Here is a 21148-nt window from a genome sequence, read left to right as displayed (position 1 = left end):
CCCCCAGCGCTGCGCGCTGGGCAGAGAGACTGCCTGCGCTGCGCTCCGGCAGGGCCCCCTTCGGGGGCAGTCCCTTCCGCTTCGCTCCAGGGACCCCCAGCGCTGCGCGCTTGGCAAAGAGACCGCCTCTGCTGCGCTCCGGCGGGGCAGAAGTCCCCCTAAAGCACTGTGTGCTTGGCAGAGAACCCCCTGCGCTTCGCTTCGGGGGCTGCCTTCGGCTGCGAGCCCTTCCGCTTCGCTCCAGGGTCTGAGCGCTGCGCGCTCAGGAGAGGCCGGCCTTGCTGCGCTCGGCCGAGGCGCCTTCGGCGCCTGGCTCCTCAGCTTCGCTTTGGAGCAGTGAGGAGCTTCGCTGCACTCAGGGGGTCTGGCTTCGCCGGGCCAGGGCCAGGCCTATGGGCCAGTGTGCTTGGACAGTTCAGAGCGGGTACCTCTGTGCTGCGTGTGGACCCGAGAACAGTTGTGCTCAGCGCAGCCGGGCTGCTTCGCAGCCCTTGATCCTTTCTGCTTTGCCTCCAGGATTCGTGAGTTGCGTGCTCGGGAGAGACCCGGCTTGTTGGGCCTGGCTGCAGAAGCCTTTGGCGTCTACGCCTCCGCTTTGCTCCGGGGTAGTGGAGCGGGCTTCGCTGGGCTCAGCAAGGCCCGGTTTGGCTGGGCCAGGGAGGGTGCTTTGGACCGGGGTCTTGGCGGGACCCCAGGGACTGAGTGCCTGGGACAAGAAGCTGGCTTGCTTGGTTCGTCGGTGGTCCGCTTTGCGGACCAAGATCTTGTCTTTGGTGGGGTACTCCGTTGGGTGGCGAAGGTTCTGAGCATTGTTTGGGGAGCGCTGAGGGATGGGTTGGTTGTCGGGGCCCTTGAATAATCCGTTAGGGGGTGGTGTCTGGTGTTTTTGGTCGTTGGGATCTTTTTTGTGGGGTTTGGGGGGCTTGTTGGGTGAAGTGGTGGGGTGAAGGTTGGGTGGGGTGTGGGGTGTTGGCTTGAGGGGGTGGGGTGGGGGTGGTTGAAAGTGGGTGGAGGTGGTCTGGAGGTGCGGCGTGGGTGTTAACGGCGTTAATGGTTGGTTGGGTGGGTGATTCAAAGTGATGTGGGGATAGAGATAGGAATCAGTCAGATTCTGCGTGGTTACGGACAGGGTGTCCGGTCCGCGACGGTGGAGTGGCTGGACTGGTTCGGGGTCAGGAAATGCGCTCGTGCTGGGGGTTCGCGACGGCATTGAGTACGCGCAGCGCGGCAGGAGACGGCCTATAGAGGGTACGGATATGCGTTGCCGCAGGTCAGAGGGGGTGTGGGGGGAAAGTTATGTCCCCTCAGAAGGGACATAACTCGGGGGATGTGTCGCTGGTAGGGGGACACATCGGCTGCAAAACGTCAGTGAGACTGACGCTTTTTTGGCTAAAATGTCGGGGAGGCTGACGTTCTTGGGGAGATGTGTCGGCGAACTGCGCCGGAGGGGGGTGTCGTTGGCTGAGGGGGGTCTCTGAGGGGGTCTCGGGGGGCCGTGGCCGAGATGTGTCCCCCCTGGGGGGACACAAGACACGCCGAACGTCAACGAGCGTGACATTAGTGTCACCCTTGTTGACATACTCTCTCTGCAGATCAACGAAGTGGAGAGCATCCTCGTGTCATCAGAAGCACAGCGCCGCCGGCCGAGTCCGTCGCGCGCGCCGCGTCCTGATCTCCCCGTTGATGACGCGATCTCGGCGTGGAGTCAGCCGCTGGCTCCGGTCAAGGATCTGGACAGCCTCGCGAAGCGGTACCCCAGCCGGAAGCTCACCCTGGACGGCGAGCGCAAGCCGCTGGAGTTCTACGGGACGCAGAGCCAGCCGAACGCGTTCTCGATGGACAGCCTGGAGTTCTTCCTGGTGATCGCCCAGTACTTCAGGGAAGCATTGCCCCTGAGGCTGATCCTGCTGCTGATCGCGTGCCAGCGGGCGGGAGGGCGGATTCCACTTACCCAGGAGGAGATGGCTACGATCCTGGATGTCAGTCGGACAAAGACGTCGGAGGCCCTGCACACCGTCATGTCTCATGGGATCGTCTTCAAGGTGCGGCGGGGTGTGTACCAGTTCAACCCGCCCTACAGTTACCGGGTGGCCGAGTTCATCCCGGGAACGGAGACGGCGGGTGAGTTCGTGAAGGTGGAGCAGCACAGCACCATTTCGCAGATTCGCAGCGACACGAGCCTGCCGGACCTGGTGCGGTTCCCGTCGCTGGACCACATGCGGCAGGCAATCGAGGAACTGCGGGCCGAACGGTCCAAAGAGCGCGCTGCGCGCCGGCTGAGCCGGGCGCAGCGCAAGGAAGAAGGGACAGCTCAGTGAGCACCTTGCGATTCGCTGCGGTCAACGCCGACGGGCTTCTCTCCGACCTGGACCTTCCGCCTGCCGCGTACCGTGTGCTGCTGAAGCTGCGTTCGCTGAGCGAGCCCGGTGGGCGGATCCTGATCGACCAGGCCACCATCGGGGGGCTGCTGGAGCTGAGCAGGCCGAGCGTCAACGCCGCTCTGCGCAGCCTGGAGCTGGCGAAGCTCGTGCGGAAGGTCAGGAACGGGGTGTACCAGATCAACCCGATGCTGGCCGGGTACAACTCGTTCGAGGACGCGGTCGCGGCCGTGAACGAGATGGCTGCCGACGAGCGGCTGGACGCGCGTGGGTACGTCGCCAGTTACCACCAGGCGGTCGCGGAGTACCAGGACCAGCTCGCCGAGCAGCGGAAGAAGCGGGCGGCGCAGGCCGCGGCGAAGAAGGCTGCGGAGTCGAAGCGGCGGCGGACCTTGCACGCTGTGGGGTAGATGGCTTGAGGGAGGGGTCTGGAGGGGCTCTGATGGCCTCTCAGGGGGGTTTGAGGGTCCCGGGGATATCCCGGGGCCCTCGATGGGTTTCGGGGGCTTGTGGGGGCGTTTTGGGGCTCTGGGGTAGGTGGTTGGTTGGTTCGGCGCTGGTTGGGGGTTGGGGGAGGGGTGGGGGCGTGATCGTGTGGCTCAACGGGACCCATGGCGTGGGTAAGACGACCACCAGTGGGATCGTGCAGCGGCTGGTCCCGGGATCGCGGGTGTTCGATGCCGAGAAGGTCGGCGAGATGCTCATGGACATCGCGCCCGGGCTTCCTGCGACGGACAACTTTCAGCACTGGCCGCCGTGGCGCACGCTCGTGGTCGAGACCGCGCGGCGGGTGCTCGAGTACACGGGCGGGACCCTGGTGGTGCCCATGACCGTCCTGGTCGAGGAGTACTGGCGGGAGATCAGTGCGGGTCTCGCCGGGTATGGGATTCCCGTGCGGCACTTCGTGCTCCATGCCGACCAGGACACGCTCCGGGCGCGGATCGCGGGGGCGGTGGGGGTGGTCAGAAGGTGAAGTCCACGTAGTCGATGTCCGTGAACTCCACCAGGAGGGTGCTCGCGCGGGCGCCGTTGTCCTTGAAGTAGATCTCCTGGAGGGCTTCGGCCGTGATCTGGCGGAGCTGGGTTTCGGTGGCGCCGGTGTCCTGGGCGGCGAAGAGGCGGTCGGCGTACTCCGGGGGGAGGTGCTGGGTGATGCGGCGCATGCGGCCGTCGTCGGTGGTGCCCGGGGCGGCGGTGAAGCCGAAGCGGGCGCGGGTCTCGATGACCAGGCCCGTGGTGCGGGCGGCCTTTTCGCGGGCGCGCTTGCGGACGAGGGGCTGCCAGCGGCGGCGGACCTCGGCTTCCATGCGGGCCGCCAGGGCCGGCTTGGGGTGCTTGATCTCGTTCTTCACGTAGCGCTCGACCGTGCGCCGGGAGACGCCGAGGAGGGTGGCCACGTTCTTGGTGGACTTGAGCTGCTTGAGGAGGTAGCGCACCTGGGCGCCGGCGGACTTGGGGATGGGGCGGGTGAAGTGCTGTTCGTCGGCCCGGGTGAGGCTGTCGTTGATGTCGGGCATCGGTTACTCGCCGTCTGCTGATGCGTCGTGGCCCTTGATGTGGCGGGCGGGGTTGAGGTGTTCGTCGAGGAGCTGGACGGCCCACAGGAGGGGCTGGGTGCCCTCGTGCTTGACCATGCCGGGGCTGACGCCCAGGCGGAAGCCGCCGGGGAGGGGCTTGCCCTCGGGGGTGCGGGGGAGGAAGTCCAGGGGGCTGGGGCCGTCGGAGAGGTAGACCGCGCAGTCGGAGAGGACCGCGATGGGGTAGAGGCTGGCGGCGGTGGCGAGCTTCTGCATCTTGCGGTGCATGTTGACGCGGGCCGTGGAGATGACGGCGGCGCGGATGTCGGGGCGCCAGGTGGGGCGTTCGAGGGCGGGCCAGGGCTCGCCCGGGCGGTAGCCGGCGCCCTGGGGGCGTTCGCGGAGCTTGCCGATGCCGCCCTTGACGGTGGACTTGATGGCGGAGAGGACGGCGGTGGGGAGGGGGTTGTGCTGTTTGTGGGTCTCCATGGCGGTGAGGAACTCGGGTTCCGTGAGGGCGGTCGTCACGCCCATGTCGGCCATGGTGGCGAGGTAGGCGTCCCGGAGGCGTGAGTACCAGGCGTCGAGGTAGGGGCCGTGCTCCGGGCGGATCCAGGCCTCGGTGGGGCGGACGTCGTGGCCGAGCTCCTGGGCGTAGGCCAGGGTCGGGGTCGCGTACCAGGCGGGACCGGTGGGGGGCCTGCCGTGCGGGGTGAAGGGGCTGGGGAGGCGGGGGTCCAGGGAGAGGGCGGAGAGGTCCGCGAGCCAGCAGCCGGGGAGCTTCGGGTCGAAGCGGGGGCCGGTGGTGTGGACGGCGGGGCCGGTGCCGACGGTGAGGCGGTTCGCGGCGGCGGCGAAGGCCATGTTCACGTCGATGCCCACGGCGTGGGTGCGGGCGCACTCGGCGTCGGTGAGGAGCTCCGGGTCGCGGATCCAGTCGTACGCCTCCTCGTCGAGGACCTGGTCCGGGGTGCGCTGGTGGGAGCGGGGGTGGAGGGCGGCGACCACCGGGTGCTCGTCGGGTGCCTCGGGCGGGGCCGGGTCGACGGGGCGGGTGAGGGAGCCGGCGACGGGGGCCGACTCCCAGGCGTTCGTCTGGGGGTTGCGGGCCGCGCGGGTGGGCGGGCGGAGGGCCGTCATGAGTTCGAGGCCGGTGACGGCGGTCGAGCCGCGGGGGGTGAGGACGCGGGTGGCGTAGGTGGAGAGCAGCTCGGCGAGCTCGGGGGCCGGGAGGTCGGAGGTGTCCTCGCCCCAGGCGCGGGAGTCCAGGGCGCCCCAGGGGAGGACCGCGAGCTGGACGCACTGGCGGCCGGTGGTGGGCGAGGCCGGGCGGTAGATGCGGGCCCAGGGGCCGAACCCGCGCCGGGTGAGCTGCCATTTGGCCTTGGTCAGCTGCTTGATGACGGGGTGGTTGTCGGGGAGGCGGAGGTTGCGGCGGTCTTCGAGGGTGAGGGGGAGGCCGAGGGCCTCGGCGGCGGGGGCGGTGAGGACGAGGAGGGGGTCGCCGTCCTTGCCGTTGCGGTGGAGGCGGGGGGCGCGGAGGTCGGCGTCGGGGCCCAGGGCCCAGGTGATGAGGGAGGGGAGGTCGGTGGTGGGGTGGGTGAGGAGGACCCCGCCTGCGGCGTGGGCGTGGCCGGTGCCGTCCAGGACGGCGAGGGGGCCGTTGCCTTGGAGGGGGAGGGGAGGGGTGGAGGGGGTGGATTGGGTGGTTCGGGTGGGGGGCTTGGGTGTCGGGTGGGGGGCTGGTGTTGGGGGGGTGGGGGCGTTAACGGCGTTAACGGTTGCCCGGGGGGTGGGGGGCTCGGTGTTAACGCCGTTAACGGTGGGGGTGGCGGGCTGGGGGGTGGGGGGCTCCGTGTTAACGGCGTTAATGGTGGGGGTGGCCGGGTGGAGGGCGGCGAGGCCTTCCAGGAGGCGGGCGTAGGCCGCGCGCTTGGGGGGGCGGGGGGCCGTGCGGCCGGTCTCCCAGGAGGTGACGGTTTCGCGGCGGACGGACAGGGCCTTGGCGATCTGGTCCTGGCTGAGGCCGGCGGCCTCGCGCAGGCGCTTGCGCTCGTCGGGGACGGGGAGGCCGTCCTTGGCCGCGGCTTCCTCCAGCAGGGCGTCGACCGCCGCGAAGAGGGTGGTTTGTTCGTTCGTCTCGCTCATTGCTACCTACCTCCAGGGGCAACTCTATGTGAAGCGCACTGTTGAACGCACATGAAACGCACGTGGGGGCGTTAACGGCGTTAATGCCGTCAGCGCCCCCGGCGTGCGTGCGGTGCGGTTCAGATGCGCTGCATCAGCAGCTCCGTGACGGCCTTGAGGTCGTCCGGGGTCAGGTGGGCGGTGAGGGCGTCCGCGATGGTCTCCGGGGACTGGGCGGAGATCGTGATGCGGGGGGTGGGGTGGGGGGCGGGGGGTGGGGTGGGTGCGGGGGCGTTAACGGCGTTAACGGTCGGAGGGGTCGGGCGGGTGCGCTGGCGCGGGGGGTTGACGGTGTTGATGCTCTCCGTGGCGGCCGCCGCCTGTTCCTCCTGGGGGAGGCGGCCGATGCGGCGGGCCGGTTCCACCTTGAGTTCGCCCGTCTCCACCTTTTCCTGGAGGGCGGGGGTGAGGTTGAGGAGGGTGAGGCGCTGGGAGACCCATGCGGGGGTCTTGCCGATCCGCTTGGCGACCTGGGCCTGGGAGCCGTGGACGTCGACCAGTTCCTGGAGGGCGCGGGCCTGGTCCATGGGGGCGACGTCGACCCGGTGGACGTTGGCGATGAGCGCCGATTCGAGGATGTCGGCGGCCGAGGCGGACAGGGCGTCGTTGACGTGGATGTGCATCGTCTTGAGCCCGGCCAGCTGGGCGGCCGCGAGGCGGCGGTTGCCGTCGATGACCACGTACGGGGCGCGGCCGAGGCCCTCGGTGGCGCCCGGGTGGGCCTCCATGAAGGCCATGCGGGTCGCGACCGCCAGGGGCTGGAGCTGGCCCCGCACGGTGAGGGACTGGGCCAGCTCGTCGAGGTCGGTGAGGTCCTCGCGGAGGTTGAACGGGTTGTGGGCCAGGGCCTCGATGGGAACCTCGGAGGGCGGGACCACACCGGAGGTGGGGGCGCCGGTGGCTTCGGCGATGGCGGCGCGGCGGGAGCTGACGCCGACGGGCTGGGCCCGTGCGAAGGACGCCGAGACGCCGAGCTTGTCTGCCTTGCTCATGAGATCTCCCGGGCGAGGGCGCGCAGGGCGACGGCCTGGTCGCCGTTGGGGGCGTAGACGAAGAGGGGCTGCTTCAGGCGGACGGACTCGCGCTGTTCCTTGAGGTCGGGGACGATCGCCACGACCCGCGGATCCTTTATGTCCATCCAGGCCTGGAGGGAGCTGGTGGCGATGTAGCCGCGGCGGCCGTCGTAGAGGTTCACGACGAGGCCGAGATAGTCGATGTCCAGGCTGAGGTCGTCGCGCAGGTCGTTGATCTGGGAGGTGAGGAGGTCGTACGCGTCGGCGGAGGAGTCCTCCGCCTGGACGACGATCAGCGCACCGGAGGCGCCCGGCTGTTCGGCGTCGCGGCGGCGGCCGTAGTAGATCGCCGCGTCCATGCTCAGGCCGAGGCTGGGCGGGCAGTCGATGAGGATGACGTCGTAGTCGGATTCGACGGGGGCGAGGGCCCGTTCGAGGGCGGCCTCGCGGGCGCGCACCGTGGAGAGGCGGACGTCGAGGAGGAAGGCGTCCGTGCAGGCGGGCAGCAGGTGGAGGCGGTCGCCGAAGCGGTCGTGCTCGATGGGGGCGATGAGGTCCTGGAGGGGCCCCTTGGCCTCGCCGGCCATGTGGCAGGTGAGGCTGTCGCCGCCGATGGGGAGCGGCTGCTGGCCGAGCTGCTTGGTGAGGTGGCCCTGGGGGTCGAAGTCGACGAGCAGGACGCGCATGCCCAGGCCCGGGAGGTCTTCGAGGTCCAGGGGGGTGGTGGGGGTGCCGTGCGCTTCGTCGGGGCCGGCGAGCTTCGCCAGTTGGCGGGCGATGCGGACGGGGTGCAGGGTCGCGGGGTCCTCGGCGAGGGCCTCGGCCGTGCCGGCGGTGATGGCGGTCTTGCCGACGCCGCCCTTCTGGTTGCACACCACGATGCGGCGGACGACCGAGGGGCGCTGGACGGTGGGGGCCGGGTTCATCTCCAGCCAGAGGTGCACCGCTTGGGCCAGGCCCTGGATGAGGGAGACGCCCCGGTCCTTGGAGCCGGTGCGGAAGGACTCCCACTGGCCGGCGGGCAGCCACGTCGAGAACGACTCGGCGCCGGAGGTGTCGACGGGGGAGGGGGCGGAGGCGAGGGCGCTCCAGTGGGCGATGCCCTGGTGGACGGCGTCCTGGATGTCGACCCGCAGCTGGGCGGTGCGGATCTTCAACTCCTGGCGGAGCCACGGGGGGAGCTTGGAGACGACCTTCTCTCGGTCGTTCGGGGACGAGGGCGAAGTCATGAGAGGGACTTTACTAACGTTCTTGGGTCTGTGTGGGCGCCACGCTTGGGTTTTGCTAACGAAATGGGTGGGGAGTGGGGCCGGGCACGCGAAAGGGCGGCTCCGCGGGTGTGCGGGGCCGCCCTGGAGGGGGTGTCAGGGGAGGGGGAGGGGTGGGACGGTGGGCAGTTCGAACTGCCTGCGGCACTCGGGGGAGCCCGTGGGGTCGAAGAGGGCGAGGCGGTCGGGGGGCACGATCCCGGGGAGGAGGTAGGTCCATAGGTCGACGAGCCGGGCGTGCAGGTCCTCGCGGCCGGTGCGGACGTACGAGGTGACCTGGACGCCGGTGAACGAGCCGACGAGGAAGGTCGACAGGGCGTGCACGTCGACCGAGGGGAGCACGTCGCCGCGTTCCTGGGCCGGGGTCAGGCAGCTGAGGCAGGTCTCGATCCAGGAGTTGTACGGGGTCGGGTCCGGGTCCGTGAACGAGCCGAACTCGATGACCAGGCGGATGCCGGCGCGGATGCGGACGTTGGTGCGGAGCCCGAACGCCATCTGGTGGGTGAGGTCGATGACGGTCTGGAGGCCGGGGTCGTCGAGGGCCTCGGGGACGCCTGCGGAGACCTGGAACTGTTCGTCGACCAGGGTGCGGGCGAGGGCCTGCTTGGAGGGGAAGTGGAAGTAGAGGGCGCCCTTGGTGACTCCGGCGTGTTTGACCACGTCGCTGAGGCTGGTGCCGCCGAAGCCGGCGTGATCGAAGGCGATGGCCGCGCCGTCGAGGATCGCCTGTCGGGTGATCTCGGCCCGTTCCTGCCTGACCCTCGCCACGTGTGTCTCCTGATGTCGGTTTCGTCCGGCGGTATTGAAGATCAATCTAATAGGAGGCGGCGAAAAAAAACCAGTCGACCAGTACTTTTAAGGGTCCTGGCGTTAACGCCGTTAACGGTGGAGCGCGTTAACGCCGTTAACGGTGTCCCGGCTACAGGTGCGTGCCGCCCGACGTGTCCAGGAACTGGCCGGTGATCCAACGGGAGTCGGGCGAGGCGAGGAAGGCCACCGCGTCGGCGATGTCGGCAGGTCGGCCGATGCGGCCGAAGACGGACAGCCCGGCCAGTCGGGCCTCCCCCTCGGGCGTGGTGCGGTGCTTCGCGTTCATGTCGGTCGCGGTGAATCCGGGGGAGACCGCGTTGACGGTGATGTCCCGGGGGCCCAGCTCCTTGGCGAGGGCGAGGGTCAGCGTGTCGAGGGCGCCCTTGCTCATCGAGTACACGACGGACTCCGGATAGGACTTGCGGGTGACGGCGGAGGAGACGTTGATGACCCGGCCGCCCGCCGGCATCCGGATCAGGCCCTCCTGGGTGAGGAGGAGGAGCGCCTTCACGTTGACCGAGAAGATCCTGTCGATCAGTTCTCCCGTGACCTCGTGGATCCGGGCCGAGCCGCTGACCGCGGCGTTGTTGACGAGGATGTCGAGCCGGGGGGCGATGCCCCGGCGGACGAGTTCCGCGTCGAACGCGGTGTAGAGGGACTCGGTGTCACCGGGAACGCCGAGTTCGGTCCGCAGGGGGAAGGCCTCGCCCCCGGCGTCGAGGATCGAGCCCACGACTTCGGCGGCGGCTTCGACGCTGCGCGCGTAGTGGACGGCCACCAGGGCGCCGTCGGCGGCGAGGCGCTCGGCTATCGCGCGGCCGATGCCCCGGCTGGCGCCGGTGACCAGGGCCGTCTTCCCGGCCAATGGGCCGCCGGCCGCCCTGGGCGCGGGCGGTCCTGATGGTTCGCAGTCCGCCGGCTGCTTCGGAGTGGCGGCTTGCGGTTCGGGTGACGAGGTCAAGATGAACGCCGTTCTGTGCGAGTACCGAGTGACCAGACTTAGCATTGCGGCCGTTCGGATTTCTCCTGGGGAGGGACTTCTAGCTGATGGCCGAGCCACAGCGGCTGGTGATCACCGGCGCCACCGGTTTCATAGGGGCGGCGGTACTCGCCGAACTCGCCCGCATCCGGGACGAGGCACCGCCGGGCGCCCGGCGACTGCTGCTCCGGGCCGTGGGACGAACGGCGCCGCGTGTCGCCGGTCTCGCCGACGAGTGGCGCCACGCAGACCTGTCCGATCCCGGATCGCTGCGGGGCAGTTGCGAGGGGGCGGACGTCCTGCTCCACCTCGCATCGTGGATCGGTTCCGACGAGCGGGAGTGCGCCGCCGTCAACATCGGGGGGACCGGGACGCTGATGGCGGAGGCGGGGGAGGCCGGTGTCCGGCGGATCGTTCACCTGTCCACCACGGCGGTCTACGGCCGGGGGCCGCACCGGGGGATCGCCGTGGACGGGGTCGTCCCCACGCCCGAGTCGCCGGCGAGCCGCACCCGGCTGGCGGGGGAGGCCCTCGCGCTGGCCGCGGGGGCGGTGGTGCTCCGGCCCGGCCTGGTGATCGGTCCGGGGGACCGCATGGTGGTTCCCGGACTGGAGCAGATCCTCACGTCCACCGGGGCGTTGTGGGACGGGGGGAAGACGCTCGTGTCCGTGGTGGCCGTTCGTGACCTCGCGCGGCTGATCGCCCGGGTCGCCCTCGTGGACGATCCGGCAGGGGGGACGGTGTGGCACGCCAGCCATCCCGTGCCGGTGCGGACGGCCGAGCTGGTGGAGGCGTTCACCGAGCGGGGGGTGCTGCCGCGGGTGGACCGGGACCTCTCCGTGGCCGAGTGCCTGGAACGCATGGCGGCGTCCGGCTGCCGGGTGCGGCCCAGCCAGTTCAAGCTGGTCTCGCAGGACCACTGGTACGACAGCGCGGCGGTCTGGGACGCCGCCGGGTGCCCTCCGGGGCGGGGTCCGCTGGAGTGTCTGGACGAGGCTGTCGCCTGGTACCGGGAGTACGTGGGCCGCGTGTGACGCCTGCCGAAGCGTGTTGTGTACGGTGGACGCTGTTTTGGTGTCCGGGGTGAGGGAGCGTGTGGTGGCGGACGGGCAGCGGGGGACGGCGGTGCGGCTGCTGTGGGGGCCGCCGGTGACGCCGGCGCGGGGGCCCCGGCGGGGGCTGACGCTGGAGCAGATCGCGGCGGCGGGGGTGGGGATCGCCGATGCGGAGGGGCTCGGCGGGGTGTCCATGCAGGGGGTGGCCGCCGGGTTGGGGGTCACCAAGATGGCCCTCTACCGGTACGTGCCCGGCAAGGCGGAGCTCGTCGCGCTGATGGTGGAGGCGGCCCTGCCGGAGCCGGGCGGGGGGCTGGACGCGGCCCTGGCCGGGGCCGGGGACGGCTGGCGGGAGCGGCTCGGGGTGTGGGCGCGGGAGTTGCTGGAGGGGTACCGGGCGCATCCATGGGTGCTGGACGCCACCGTGGGGGCGCGGGTACTCGGGCCGCGGGAGGTCGGCTGGCTGGAGCGGGCGCTGGCGGCGTTGGAGGGGCGCGGGCTGAGCGGGGCGGAGGCCATGGACGTGGTGGTCCTGGTGACCGGGCACGTGCGGGGGATCGTGGAGCAGGAGCGGGCCTCGCGGGGCGCGGGCGGGGTGGACGCCGAGTTGGGGGCCGTGCTCGGGGAGGTGGTGCGCGAGCGGGGGGAGGACTATCCGGCGCTGGCGGCGGCCTTGCGGTCCCTCGCCGTGCACGGGGGGCAGGACCAGGGGCTGGAGTTCGGGCTGGAGCGGATCCTCGACGGGGTCGGGTTGCTCGTGGAGCGGCGGGCGGGGCGCTGAACCGGGAGCCTGTCCGGCGGTTCCGGCTGGGTGGCGGTAGTGCCGTGGCGGTGGCGCGTGGGGTCACCGCCGCTTCGCGTGTTAACGGCGTTAATGGTGCGGGCCGGTGGTGCCTGTGACGGGGGCTTGAGTGCTGAATATGGCGGTCTGGGAAGGTTGGGCGGGGAACGGCCGGGTTCGGTTGCGTGGACGGGGGTGTACTCCGGTGGGAGTCCGGTCCGGCTCCGGCGGGCGGAACGGCTGTGGCGCAGGATGTCTTGTACCCCATTTCTGCGGGGCGGACCGCTGATGCGGCGGATGTGTGGAGAGCCCCCCATGGTCAAGCAGGAACGTGCCGCGCGCACGCGGGAGTCGCTGGTGCACGCCGCCGCCGAGGTGTTCGCCGAGGAGGGGTTCACCGCCGCGTCGATCGCCCAGATCAGCCGGCGGGCCGGAGTCACCTCCGGGGCCCTGCACTTCCACTTCGACGGCAAGACCTCCCTCGCCCTGGCCGTGGAGGAGCGGGCCGGGCGGGTGTTGCGGGAGGCGGCCGTGGTGCAGGGGGAGCGGGACCGGGCCGGCGGGCCGTTGCGGGTGCTGGTCGGGTCCACCTACACGATGCTGTCGCTGCTGGCCGAGGACGTCGTGGTGCGGGCCGCGTTCGCGCTGTGCGCGGACACCACGCACAGCGGCCGGCTGGACCTGCGCCGGCAGTGGCGGGCCTGGGTGGAGGAGTTGCTGGTCGGTGCCGAGCGGGCGGGGCTGCTCGCCGAGGGGGTGTCCCCGCAGGACGCGACGGACCTGGTGGTGGCGATGACGGTGGGGCTCGACGGGCTGGGAGGGTTCGAGGCCGACCGGGAGGCCCGGCAGCTGCTGAACCGGATCTGGACCGTCGTCCTGCCCGGTATCGCGGGCGGCGAGGCGGCGGCTGCGGTCCTCGTCGAGGCATTGGGTGAAGAGGAAACAGACTGACTGGTTTGATTTTTTGACCCCTGAGGGTGTTATATGGCTGCTGTTGCGAGGCGGCTGCAGAGCGCCGTCCTGGCATGTGTGGGCGTGTGAGCCCATAAAAGGCCAGGTCAGGCGGGTTTGCTGAGCGGCATTGAGATCTCGCCGAGGCGGAAACTGGCTGCCCGGTTTCATATTGACAAACCGTCCGGCCTGTTTTCTACTGACTCTTGCGACTCATCCAAAGGACAGGGGAGTACGACGTGGACATCGATGTACTGGGCGCACTCGCCGTGCGGGAGAACGGGATCTCCATCACTCCCACCGCCCCCAAGCCCCGGCAGGTCCTGGCACTCCTGGCCCTCCACGCCGACCAGGTCGTACCGGTGTCGGCGCTGATCGAGGAGCTGTGGGGGACGATGCCCCCGCGCAGCGCCCGCACCACCCTGCAGACGTACGTCCTCCAGCTGCGCGCCCTGATCGCGACCGCCCTCGAGGGGACCGAGGGGGAGCGCACCGCCAAGGACGTGCTCGTCACGCTGCCCGGCGGCTACCTGCTCAACAGCGACGGCGGGACCAGCGACGTGCGGGAGTTCGACCGGCTGGCCGGGCTGGGCTACCGGGCGATCGACGCGGGTGACTTCCCGGTCGCCGCCCAGCGGCTGCGCGAGGCGCTCGCCCTGTGGTCCGGGCCCGCCTTCGCCGACGTACAGGGCGGCGTGCAGCTGGACATGGAGACGCGCCGGCTGGAGGAGACCCGGCTGTGCGCGCTCGACCAGCGCATCGAGGCCGACCTGAAGCTCGGCCGCCACCGCGAGCTGCTCGCGGAGCTGACGGTGCTGGTGAGCCGGTACCGCACCCACGAGAACCTGCACGGGCAGTTCATGCTCGCCCTGCACCGTTCGGGCCGCCGCGGCGAGGCGCTGGACGTGTACCAGCGGCTGCGCGCCACGCTCGTGCGGGACCTGGGGCTGGAGCCGTCGACCACGCTGCGCCGCCTGCAGCGCTCGATCCTGATGGCGGGCCCGGAGAGCGGTGTCGGCAAGTCGGCGCCGGTGGCGGCCGCGGTCGCCGGAACGGGTGCGCGGGCCGACCGCCTCGTTCGGGCCTGACCCGCGCGGCTGGTGCCGGTCCGAGGCCGACGGCGCCGGCCGCGAGACGGCCGGGGGGACGGCCAAGGACGCAGCGGGGGCGGAAGGAGACGGAGCGGTGCAGGAAAGGTCGGAGCGGACGCGCAGGCGGTTGGTCTTCGCCGGGGCCGAGTTGTTCCACCGCAACGGATACGCCAACGCGACGCTCGGTGAGATCGCGGGTGCGGCCGGGGTGACGAAGGGGGCGCTGTACTTCCACTTCGCCTCGAAGGACGAGCTCGCGGACGCCGTCCAGCAGCGCGGCTGCGGCCTGCTGCACGAGGCGGTGCGGGGGTTGCGGGAGGGCGGGGCCTCGCCCTTGCAGGCCCTCATCGACACCACGCACTGGCTGGCGCGGACGCTGCACGAGGATCCCGCGATCCCGGCGAGCTTCCGCATCACCAAGGAGTGCGCCGGTCAGCAGCCGCCCGCGGTGGACTTCCACGGGGCGTGGCTGGCGGCGGTGTGTGAACTGCTGCGGATGGCACGGGACGTGGGCGAGCTCCCGCTGGACCCGCCCGCCGACGGGCTGGACGGCGAGGATCCCGCCGGTGACGGGGGCCGGGCCGCCGACCGGTGGGAGAGCGCCGAGGCGCTGGTGGCCGCGGCCGTCTGCGGGATCGAGGTCCTGGCCGGGACCGGGCTGTCCTACGCGGAACTCCAGCGGAAGGTGGCGGCCCTGTGGGGGCTGCTGCTGCCGAGCCTCGTCGGCGCGGAGCGGGCGCGGGACTACCGGACGCGGGCGGCCCGTGACGTGCGGGTGGCGGACGGGGAACGGAGCTACGAGTTCCTCGGGAGCGGGGTCTGACGACCCCGCATGTGAGACCTGCCGGGGCCGGGCCGTGGAGGAACCGGTCCGGTCCTGGCGGCGAGAGAGCCTGCCGGGGCCGGGCGGAGCCGGGCCGGCGGGGTGTGGAGGAGCGGGGCGAAGCGACGGACTGAGGAGGGGAGACCATGAAGATTCAGGTTCTGGGTCCGCTGACGGCGGAGGTCGACGGGGACTCGATCGTGCCGACGGCGTCCAAGCCGCGTCAGATCCTGGCCCTCCTCGCGCTGCACCCCGGGCGGGTGGTGCCGGTGCCCACCCTCATGGAGGAGATCTGGGGGCAGGAGCTGCCCGACAGCGCGCCGACCACGCTGCAGACGTACATCCTCCAGCTGCGCCGGCGGCTCGGCACGGCCATGGGGCCCGGCCGGCCGGGGGCCGCGAAGGAGGTCCTCACGACGCGGCACGGCGGGTACCTGCTCCAGGTGCCGCCCGGCGCCGTGGACGTCAACGTGTACGAGGAGCTGGCCGGGCGGGGACAGGCCGCCTTCGACGGCGGTGACGACGAGGGCGCGGCCGCGCTGCTGCGGGAGGCGCTCGCGCTGTGGCAGGGGCCGGCGCTGGTCGACGTGCGGGTGGGGCCGGTCCTGGAGATCGAGGTGATGCGGCTGGAGGAGAGCCGGCTCGTCACCGTCGAGCGCCGGATCGACGCCGACCTGCGGCTCGGGCGGCACACCGAACTCCTCGCCGAGCTCACCGATCTGGGTGCCCGGCACGCCCGGCACGAGGGGCTGCACGCGCAGCTGATGGTCGCGCTGTACCGGTCCGGGCGGCAGGCGAGCGCGCTGGACGTGTACCGGCGGCTGCGCGGGCGGCTGATCGCGGAGCTGGGGGTCGAGCCGTCGCCGCAGCTCCAGCGGCTGCACCAGGCGATGCTGCGGACGGACCCCGCGCTGGACGTGGCGGCGGGGCCCAGGCGGGGGTCGACGTTCGACCTCTACGCCGCATAGCGGGGGACATTCCTCTTCGGATCCCCTCCGGGAGATGTCACGTCCGGCCGGGCCCGTCTGTCCCCTGAGTGAGACCACGACGGAGGAGGACGGCCATGAAGGTGCTGCTGGCGGGCGCGAGCGGGGTACTGGGACAGCGGGCGACGGCGGCCCTGCGCGCCGCGGGCCACGAGGTCGCGGGACTGGGCCGGGGCGCGGGGATGGACGTGCGGGCCGACCTGCTCGACCGGGAAGGACTGCTGCGGGCCGTCGACGGACGGGGCTTCGACGCGGTCGTGCACGCGGCCACCGCGCTCTCGGGCAAGGCCATGGCCCGCCACCAGGACATGGCGGGCACCAACCGGCTGCGTACGGAGGGCACCGTGAACCTGCTGGCCGCCGCCCGCGAGACGGGGGCGCGGCGGTTCGTCGTCGAGTCGATGATGTTCGGCTACGGGTACGGGGACCACGGCGGGGCGCTGCTCGGCGAGGACGACGGCTTCGGGCCGCACGGCACGAACGTCTGGCTGGAGCGGCACGTCGGTGCGATGCGGACCAAGGAGGAGCTGGCGTTCACCGCGGCCGGGATCGAGGGCGTGAGCCTGAGGTTCGGGCTGTTCTACGGGGAGGGCGTCACCGACAGCCACCTGGTGCCGCTGCTGCGGGGGCGCAAGCTGCCCGTGGTCCCGGACAAGGGGCGGGCGCTGAGCTGGGTCGACGTGGCGGACGCGGCGCGGGCGCTGGCCCTGGCGGTCGACGCGGGGCGCCCGGGCGAGGCGTACAACATCGCCGACGACACCCCGGTCGGCTGGGGCGGGCACATGGGAGCGGTGGCGGAGGCCTTCGGGGCGCCGGCGCCGATGACCGTACCGCTGTGGGTGCTGCGGCCGGCGCCGCTCGCGCACGCCATCATGGGCACCGACCTGCGGATGTCGAACACCAAGGCCGGGCGGGAGCTGGGCTGGCGGCCCGGGTACGGGAGCAGCCTGGAGGGGGTGCGGGCGCTGGCGGGCGTGCGGGGGCGGGTGGCGGCCTGAGGGTCGGGCGGGCGGGTTGCTGGGTGGGTTGCTGGGCGGCTTCCGGGTGGGCTGTCGGGTGGTTGCCGGGTGGGCCGGGTGGGCTGTCGGGTGGACCCGTCGTGTGGATCGCCGTCCAGTATGTGGAAAGGGCGGTGGGGTGGGGTCTGCGGTGTGATCATCGGCCGATGAGCGATGAACAGCGGACCCCGCCCGAGCTGGTGGGCGACGAACGGGCCACCTTGACCAGCGTCCTCCAGTGGCAGCGGGACACCCTGCGGATGAAGTGCGCGGGCCTGACGGACGAGCAGCTGCGGCGCAAGGCCGTCCCGCCGTCCGGGCTGAGCCTGCTGGGGCTCGTACGCCACCTCGCGGAGGTGGAGCGCGGCTGGTTCCGCAACGTCCTGGCCGACGAGGACGTCCGCGGGTACTTCCCGAAGAACGAGGCCGGGGAGTGGACGGAGTTCCACGTCGAGGACGCGGACCCGGACGAGTCGTTCCGGATCTGGGAGGAGACCTGCGAGCGCTCGCGGAAGATCGTGGCGGCCGCCGAATCCCTCGACGTGCGGGGGCACTTCGGCGACCAGCCGTACTCGCTGCACTACATCCTGGCCCACATGATCGAGGAGTACGCCCGGCACAACGGGCACGCGGACCTGCTGCGCGAGGCGATCGACGGGGTCACGGGGGAGTAGGCCCGCTCAGGCGGTCCGCTCGGCGGCGGCCCGGTCCACCGCGTCCAGGGCCGTCTGCCACGGGAAGTGCGCCGGGGCGTCCTGGCCGGCCGGGCCGGGGACGAAGCCGCCCTCGCCGAACAGCAGCTCGGCGCCCGCGCCGCGCAGGACGGTGAGGGACTGCTCGAACTGGGGGTGCGCGGCGAGCGCCGCGTTGGTGCAGGGCATGGCGACCACCGGGACGCCCTTGCCGAGGGCCTCGGCGGCGACTCCGACGGTGAACCGGTCGGTGAGGCCCAGGGCCCAGGCGTTGACGGTGTTGAAGGTGGCGGGGGCGAACAGCACGGCGTCCGCGGCGGGCCACACGTCCGGTTCCCCGGGGAGCTTGTACTGCCAGCGCACCGGGTTGCCGGTCAGGGCCGCGAGCCCGTCGAGGCTCTCGGACACCCACCGCGCCGCCGCCGGGGTCAGGCCCACGCAGACGTTCCAGCCGCGTGACTGGGCGTCCTCGATCACGTGGGCCACGTCGAAGACGGGCGGGGCGGCGGAGCAGAACAGGTAGAGAGTCCTCGTCATGTGGATCATGGGATCATATGCCCGGAGTAAACGTGGCCTGAGGGTCCGACAGATCCGCATAAGCCCGGTGGTTCCGGTGGTTCCGGTGGTTCCGGTGGTGGAAAAAGTCTTCGGGGCCGCGATGAGTTTTCGGGCGGGGGCCGGTCTACCCCTGGGTGGACGGGAGCCGTCCGCACGGAGCACCTACGAGGAGTCACGACATGAGCGAGCCGGTGAAGGGCCCCGCGAGCTACTTCCCCTCCATCGAGAAGAAGTACGGCCGTCCCGTCGCGGAGTGGACGGAACTGATCCGGACCTCTCCCCTGACCAAGCACATGGAGCTGGTCTCCTGGCTCAAGAGCGAGCACGGGCTCGGGCACGGGCACGCCAACGCCCTCGTCGCGCACACCCTCGCCGAGACGCGGGGCTGAGCTGGACGCACGCGTATGCGAGCGAGTGTCTGGGCCATGTCGCGTCTCGCCGCGGGGGGATTGACTGGTTCCCATGACGACGAACACGAGCGGAACGAAGAAGACCCTGGTCATCGGGGGCCACGGCAAGACCGGCCGGCGCGTCGCGGAGCGGCTGCTGCTCCAGGGGCGGGAGGTGCGGATCGGGTCGCGGACCGGGGAGCCGGCCTTCGACTGGCACGCGCCCGCCACCTGGGGGCCCGCGCTGCGTGACGTGGACCGGGTGTACGTCACCTACCAGCCCGACCTCGCCTTCCCCGGGGCCGCCGACCAGGTCGGGGCCTTCGCGGAGGCGGCCGTCGCGGCCGGGGCGCGCAGGCTGGTGCTGCTGTCCGGGCGGGGTGAGGAGGCGGCCCGGATCGCCGAGGACCGGCTGAAGGACTCCGGGGCCGACTGGACCGTCGTACGGGCCAGCTGGTTCAACCAGAACTTCGACGAGAGCTTCTTCCTGGAGCCCGTGCGGGCCGGGGAGATCGCCCTTCCGGTCGCGGACGCGGTCGAACCCTTCGTGGACGCCGGTGACATCGCCGACGTGGTGGTGGCCGCGCTCACCGACGGCCGGCACGCCGGGCGGACCTATGAGCTCTCGGGGCCGCGGCCGCTGGGCTTCGGGGAGGTGGCGGCCGAGCTGTCGAAGGCGACCGGGCGCGAGATCGCGTACGTACCCGTCTCGGACGGGGAGTTCCGGGCGGTGCTGCGGCAGGAGGGGCTCCCGGAGGAGTTCGCCGAGCTGTTCACCCTGATCCTGGACGGGCGCAACGCGCACCTGGTCCACGGGGTGGAGGAGGTGCTCGGGCGCCCGCCCAGGGACTTCGCGGACTACGCGCGGGAGGCGGCGGCGACCGGGGTGTGGGACGTGTGACGTACCGCGGGGGAGTTCGGGGGCCGCAGGGGTGAGGATGGGGGGCCATGGACACGTTGACCGGGTTGCTCGACGGGCCCAAGGCCCGTGGCGCCGTGCTGCTGAAGTCCGTTTTCGACCCTCCGTGGGCCGTGCGGATCGAGGACCGGGCGCCGCTGTCGGTGATCGCGATGGTGCACGGTCCGGCCTGGCTGCTGCCCGACGACGGGGAGCCGGTGCCGATCGGTCCCGGTGACGTGGCGGTCGTGCGGGGTCCCGGGGCGTACACGCTGGCGGACTCGCCGGACACTCCGGTGGAGGTCACGGTGGGGCCCGACCAGCGGTGCAGTTCGCCGGAGGGGGAGTACCTCGACGAGCGGCTGGCGCTCGGCGTGCGGACCTGGGGCCGGCGGGGGCCGGGGGCCGGTGCGGCGGTGATGCTGAGCGGGACGTACCAGGCGCCGGGTGAGATCGGGCGGCGGCTGCTGGGCGCGCTGCCCGCGGTGCTGGTCCGCCCGGCGGGGGCCGCCGACGCCACCCTGATCGCCCTGCTCGCCTCGGAGGTGGCGCGGGACGAGCCGGGGCAGGAGATCGTGCTGGACCGGCTGCTCGACCTGCTGCTGATCGGGGTGCTGCGGGCCTGGCTCGCCGCGCCCGGGGCGGGGGCCCCGGGCTGGTACCGGGCGCAGGAGGATCCCGTCGTGGGGGCGGCGCTGCGGCTGCTGCACGAGGACCCCGCCCACGGGTGGACCGTGGCCGAGCTGGCGCGGCGGGCGGGGGTGTCGCGGGCCGCGCTGGCCCGGCGCTTCACGGAGCTGGTCGGGGAGCCGCCCGTCGCCTATCTGACGGGCTGGCGCCTCGCCCTGGCCGCCGACCTGCTGCGGGAGCCGGACGCCACGGTGGCGTCGGTGGCCCGGCGGGTGGGGTACGGCAGCGCGTTCGCGCTGTCGGCGGCCTTCAAGCGGGTCCGCGGGGTGAGCCCCCGGGAGTTCCGGGCGGGGGCGGGCCCGGTGGGGGGTCCGATGGGGGCTGCGGGGACCGTGGTGCTCGGTTAGCCGAGGTCTTGGGCGGGGTCTTGGGCGGGGTCTTGGGCGGGGTCTTGGGCGGGGTCTTGGGCGGGGTCTTGGGCGGGGTCTTGGCCGGGGTCTTGGCCGAGGTCGAGGACGCCCACCGGTTCGCCGCCGTTGACCTCGCCGGTGCGGCGGAAGCCCAGGCCCAGGTAGAAGGGCTCCGGGTTGTGTTCGGCCGGCTTCCAGGTGACGTACACCCGCTTCCCGCCGCGGCGGCGGATCTCCTCCGTGACCGCCTCGACGGCGAAGCGGCCGTAGCCCTTGCCCTGCCGGTCGGCCGCTATGTTCAGGCGCCACAGGCCGGAGCGGATGTCCTCCGGGTCCTTCGCCGGGTCCCACCGGTAGTCCAGGAAGGCCATGACGAAGCCGACCACCTCGTCCCCGTCGACCACGGCCCGCGGCCAGGCGGTCTCGCCGTGGACGTAGGCCTCGGCCAGGGACTTCATGACGGGGGAGACGAGGTGCTCCTGGCGGGGGTGGACCCGTACGGCGCAGACGGCGTCGAAGTTGTCCGGGGTCACCGGCACCAGGCGGAGCGATGAGCTGATCATGCGCGCAGCCTAGTGGGCGCGGAGTGCTTGAAAAGAACGGGGCGTGCGGTATATTTCTTATCAGCAGAGGCAGGGGGGCATGTGTTGCAGGCACAAAGGCCGGTGGCCGACGGGGTGGACCCTCCGAGAGGTCACCGAGCGCGCTTCCCCCGATCCGCCCGGTTGCTTCGG

21 protein-coding genes and 1 pseudogene are annotated in these 21148 nt (G+C 71.7%); 14 read left to right on the top strand and 8 right to left on the bottom strand.

All coding sequences use genetic code 11. The features are described from left to right. Positions 1-1601: 1601 nt before the first annotated feature. From ACFVXK_RS15805 to ACFVXK_RS15795, 3 genes and pseudogenes are all read left to right on the top strand, one after another. Positions 1602-2318, top strand: coding sequence for a hypothetical protein (locus ACFVXK_RS15805; protein ID WP_260614478.1), 717 nt, complete (start codon positions 1602-1604; stop codon positions 2316-2318). Then, positions 2315-2788, top strand: a complete 474-nt coding sequence (locus ACFVXK_RS15800) for a MarR family transcriptional regulator (RefSeq protein ID WP_123996001.1) — start codon at positions 2315-2317, stop codon at positions 2786-2788. The genes ACFVXK_RS15805 and ACFVXK_RS15800 overlap by 4 nt, the downstream gene beginning before the upstream one ends. A gap of 176 nt (positions 2789-2964) precedes the next feature. After that, a pseudogene (locus ACFVXK_RS15795) lies at positions 2965-3327 on the top strand (AAA family ATPase); the annotation flags it as partial. 13 nt (positions 3328-3340) lie between these two features. Here the strand turns inward: ACFVXK_RS15795 and tpg are convergent. The 6 genes from tpg to ACFVXK_RS15765 form a co-directional block, all read right to left on the bottom strand. Continuing rightward, positions 3341-3895, bottom strand: coding sequence for a telomere-protecting terminal protein Tpg (gene tpg, locus ACFVXK_RS15790; RefSeq protein ID WP_389612085.1), 555 nt, complete (start codon positions 3893-3895; stop codon positions 3341-3343). Between the two features lie 3 nt (positions 3896-3898). Continuing rightward, positions 3899-6043, bottom strand: coding sequence for a telomere-associated protein Tap (gene tap, locus ACFVXK_RS15785; RefSeq protein ID WP_389612084.1), 2145 nt, complete (start codon positions 6041-6043; stop codon positions 3899-3901). 119 nt (positions 6044-6162) lie between these two features. Continuing rightward, on the bottom strand, positions 6163-7074 hold the full coding sequence (locus tag ACFVXK_RS15780) for a ParB/RepB/Spo0J family partition protein (protein ID WP_389612083.1): 912 nt from the start codon (positions 7072-7074) through the stop codon (positions 6163-6165). After that, positions 7071-8324: a ParA family protein gene (locus tag ACFVXK_RS15775; protein WP_389612082.1), complete on the bottom strand. Its 1254-nt coding sequence runs from the start codon at positions 8322-8324 to the stop codon at positions 7071-7073. The genes ACFVXK_RS15780 and ACFVXK_RS15775 overlap by 4 nt, the downstream gene beginning before the upstream one ends. Positions 8325-8459: 135 nt before the next feature. Further along, complete coding sequence (locus ACFVXK_RS15770) at positions 8460-9131, bottom strand: ScbR family autoregulator-binding transcription factor (RefSeq protein WP_389612081.1); 672 nt, start codon at positions 9129-9131, stop codon at positions 8460-8462. A 151-nt stretch (positions 9132-9282) separates the two neighbouring features. Next, positions 9283-10038: an SDR family oxidoreductase gene (locus ACFVXK_RS15765; protein ID WP_389612080.1), complete on the bottom strand. Its 756-nt coding sequence runs from the start codon at positions 10036-10038 to the stop codon at positions 9283-9285. A gap of 182 nt (positions 10039-10220) precedes the next feature. On the opposite strand from ACFVXK_RS15765, the gene ACFVXK_RS15760 reads away from it, so the two are divergent. The 8 genes from ACFVXK_RS15760 (at position 10221) to ACFVXK_RS15725 (ending at position 17511) form a co-directional block, all read left to right on the top strand. Beyond that, positions 10221-11186, top strand: coding sequence for an NAD-dependent epimerase/dehydratase family protein (locus tag ACFVXK_RS15760; RefSeq protein WP_389612079.1), 966 nt, complete (start codon positions 10221-10223; stop codon positions 11184-11186). A gap of 49 nt (positions 11187-11235) precedes the next feature. Continuing rightward, on the top strand, positions 11236-11988 hold the full coding sequence (locus ACFVXK_RS15755; RefSeq protein WP_389612078.1) for a TetR/AcrR family transcriptional regulator: 753 nt from the start codon (positions 11236-11238) through the stop codon (positions 11986-11988). Between the two features lie 315 nt (positions 11989-12303). After that, entirely contained in the window at positions 12304-12939 is a 636-nt protein-coding gene (locus ACFVXK_RS15750) for a ScbR family autoregulator-binding transcription factor (RefSeq protein ID WP_389612077.1), read from the top strand. Positions 12940-13178: 239 nt separating this feature from the next. Continuing rightward, positions 13179-14027 carry a BTAD domain-containing putative transcriptional regulator gene (locus ACFVXK_RS15745; protein WP_389612076.1) on the top strand — a complete coding sequence of 283 codons (849 nt, stop codon included), beginning with the start codon at positions 13179-13181 and terminating at the stop codon, positions 14025-14027. 97 nt (positions 14028-14124) lie between these two features. Next, a complete protein-coding gene (locus ACFVXK_RS15740; RefSeq protein WP_389612074.1) occupies positions 14125-14853 on the top strand; it encodes a ScbR family autoregulator-binding transcription factor in 729 nt (242 codons plus the stop codon). A gap of 146 nt (positions 14854-14999) precedes the next feature. After that, on the top strand, positions 15000-15821 hold the full coding sequence (locus ACFVXK_RS15735; RefSeq protein WP_389612073.1) for a BTAD domain-containing putative transcriptional regulator: 822 nt from the start codon (positions 15000-15002) through the stop codon (positions 15819-15821). 95 nt (positions 15822-15916) lie between these two features. Then, positions 15917-16837 (top strand): NAD-dependent epimerase/dehydratase family protein, encoded by a 921-nt coding sequence (locus ACFVXK_RS15730; RefSeq protein WP_389612072.1) that lies wholly within the window; start codon positions 15917-15919, stop codon positions 16835-16837. Between the two features lie 167 nt (positions 16838-17004). Continuing rightward, positions 17005-17511 (top strand): DinB family protein, encoded by a 507-nt coding sequence (locus ACFVXK_RS15725; protein WP_389612071.1) that lies wholly within the window; start codon positions 17005-17007, stop codon positions 17509-17511. A gap of 6 nt (positions 17512-17517) precedes the next feature. Here ACFVXK_RS15725 and ACFVXK_RS15720 read toward each other — a convergent pair whose 3' ends face one another. After that, a complete protein-coding gene (locus tag ACFVXK_RS15720; protein WP_389612070.1) occupies positions 17518-18066 on the bottom strand; it encodes a flavoprotein in 549 nt (182 codons plus the stop codon). 200 nt (positions 18067-18266) lie between these two features. Between ACFVXK_RS15720 and ACFVXK_RS15715 the strand changes: the two genes are divergently transcribed. The 3 genes from ACFVXK_RS15715 (at position 18267) to ACFVXK_RS15705 (ending at position 20411) form a co-directional block, all read left to right on the top strand. Continuing rightward, on the top strand, positions 18267-18476 hold the full coding sequence (locus tag ACFVXK_RS15715) for a DUF4287 domain-containing protein (RefSeq protein WP_389612069.1): 210 nt from the start codon (positions 18267-18269) through the stop codon (positions 18474-18476). Between the two features lie 73 nt (positions 18477-18549). After that, positions 18550-19377, top strand: a complete 828-nt coding sequence (locus ACFVXK_RS15710; RefSeq protein ID WP_389612068.1) for an NAD(P)H-binding protein — start codon at positions 18550-18552, stop codon at positions 19375-19377. 47 nt (positions 19378-19424) lie between these two features. Then, positions 19425-20411 (top strand): AraC family transcriptional regulator, encoded by a 987-nt coding sequence (locus ACFVXK_RS15705; protein ID WP_389612067.1) that lies wholly within the window; start codon positions 19425-19427, stop codon positions 20409-20411. Here ACFVXK_RS15705 and ACFVXK_RS15700 read toward each other — a convergent pair. After that, on the bottom strand, positions 20408-20977 hold the full coding sequence (locus ACFVXK_RS15700) for a GNAT family N-acetyltransferase (protein WP_389612066.1): 570 nt from the start codon (positions 20975-20977) through the stop codon (positions 20408-20410). The genes ACFVXK_RS15705 and ACFVXK_RS15700 overlap by 4 nt on opposite strands. Positions 20978-21148: the final 171 nt, after the last annotated feature.

This window comes from Streptomyces sp. NPDC058157 (genome assembly GCF_042884105.1).
Taxonomy (GTDB): domain Bacteria; phylum Actinomycetota; class Actinomycetes; order Streptomycetales; family Streptomycetaceae; genus Streptomyces.
Note: the sequence above shows the minus strand (reverse complement) of the source record. Positions and strands in the feature narration are given on the sequence as shown.

What these genes read in the sequence shown, in the direction of transcription:
- tpg (WP_389612085.1), bottom strand. Translation starts at nt 3,895, where the DNA reads ATGCCCGACATCAACGACAGCCTCACCCGGGCCGACGAACAGCACTTC.
- tap (WP_389612084.1), bottom strand. Translation starts at nt 6,043, where the DNA reads ATGAGCGAGACGAACGAACAAACCACCCTCTTCGCGGCGGTCGACGCC.
- ACFVXK_RS15780 (WP_389612083.1), bottom strand. Translation starts at nt 7,074, where the DNA reads ATGAGCAAGGCAGACAAGCTCGGCGTCTCGGCGTCCTTCGCACGGGCC.
- ACFVXK_RS15775 (WP_389612082.1), bottom strand. Translation starts at nt 8,324, where the DNA reads ATGACTTCGCCCTCGTCCCCGAACGACCGAGAGAAGGTCGTCTCCAAG.
- ACFVXK_RS15760 (WP_389612079.1), top strand. Translation starts at nt 10,221, where the DNA reads ATGGCCGAGCCACAGCGGCTGGTGATCACCGGCGCCACCGGTTTCATA.
- ACFVXK_RS15750 (WP_389612077.1), top strand. Translation starts at nt 12,304, where the DNA reads ATGGTCAAGCAGGAACGTGCCGCGCGCACGCGGGAGTCGCTGGTGCAC.
- ACFVXK_RS15735 (WP_389612073.1), top strand. Translation starts at nt 15,000, where the DNA reads ATGAAGATTCAGGTTCTGGGTCCGCTGACGGCGGAGGTCGACGGGGAC.
- ACFVXK_RS15730 (WP_389612072.1), top strand. Translation starts at nt 15,917, where the DNA reads ATGAAGGTGCTGCTGGCGGGCGCGAGCGGGGTACTGGGACAGCGGGCG.
- ACFVXK_RS15725 (WP_389612071.1), top strand. Translation starts at nt 17,005, where the DNA reads ATGAGCGATGAACAGCGGACCCCGCCCGAGCTGGTGGGCGACGAACGG.
- ACFVXK_RS15720 (WP_389612070.1), bottom strand. Translation starts at nt 18,066, where the DNA reads ATGACGAGGACTCTCTACCTGTTCTGCTCCGCCGCCCCGCCCGTCTTC.
- ACFVXK_RS15715 (WP_389612069.1), top strand. Translation starts at nt 18,267, where the DNA reads ATGAGCGAGCCGGTGAAGGGCCCCGCGAGCTACTTCCCCTCCATCGAG.
- ACFVXK_RS15710 (WP_389612068.1), top strand. Translation starts at nt 18,550, where the DNA reads ATGACGACGAACACGAGCGGAACGAAGAAGACCCTGGTCATCGGGGGC.
- ACFVXK_RS15705 (WP_389612067.1), top strand. Translation starts at nt 19,425, where the DNA reads ATGGACACGTTGACCGGGTTGCTCGACGGGCCCAAGGCCCGTGGCGCC.
- ACFVXK_RS15700 (WP_389612066.1), bottom strand. Translation starts at nt 20,977, where the DNA reads ATGATCAGCTCATCGCTCCGCCTGGTGCCGGTGACCCCGGACAACTTC.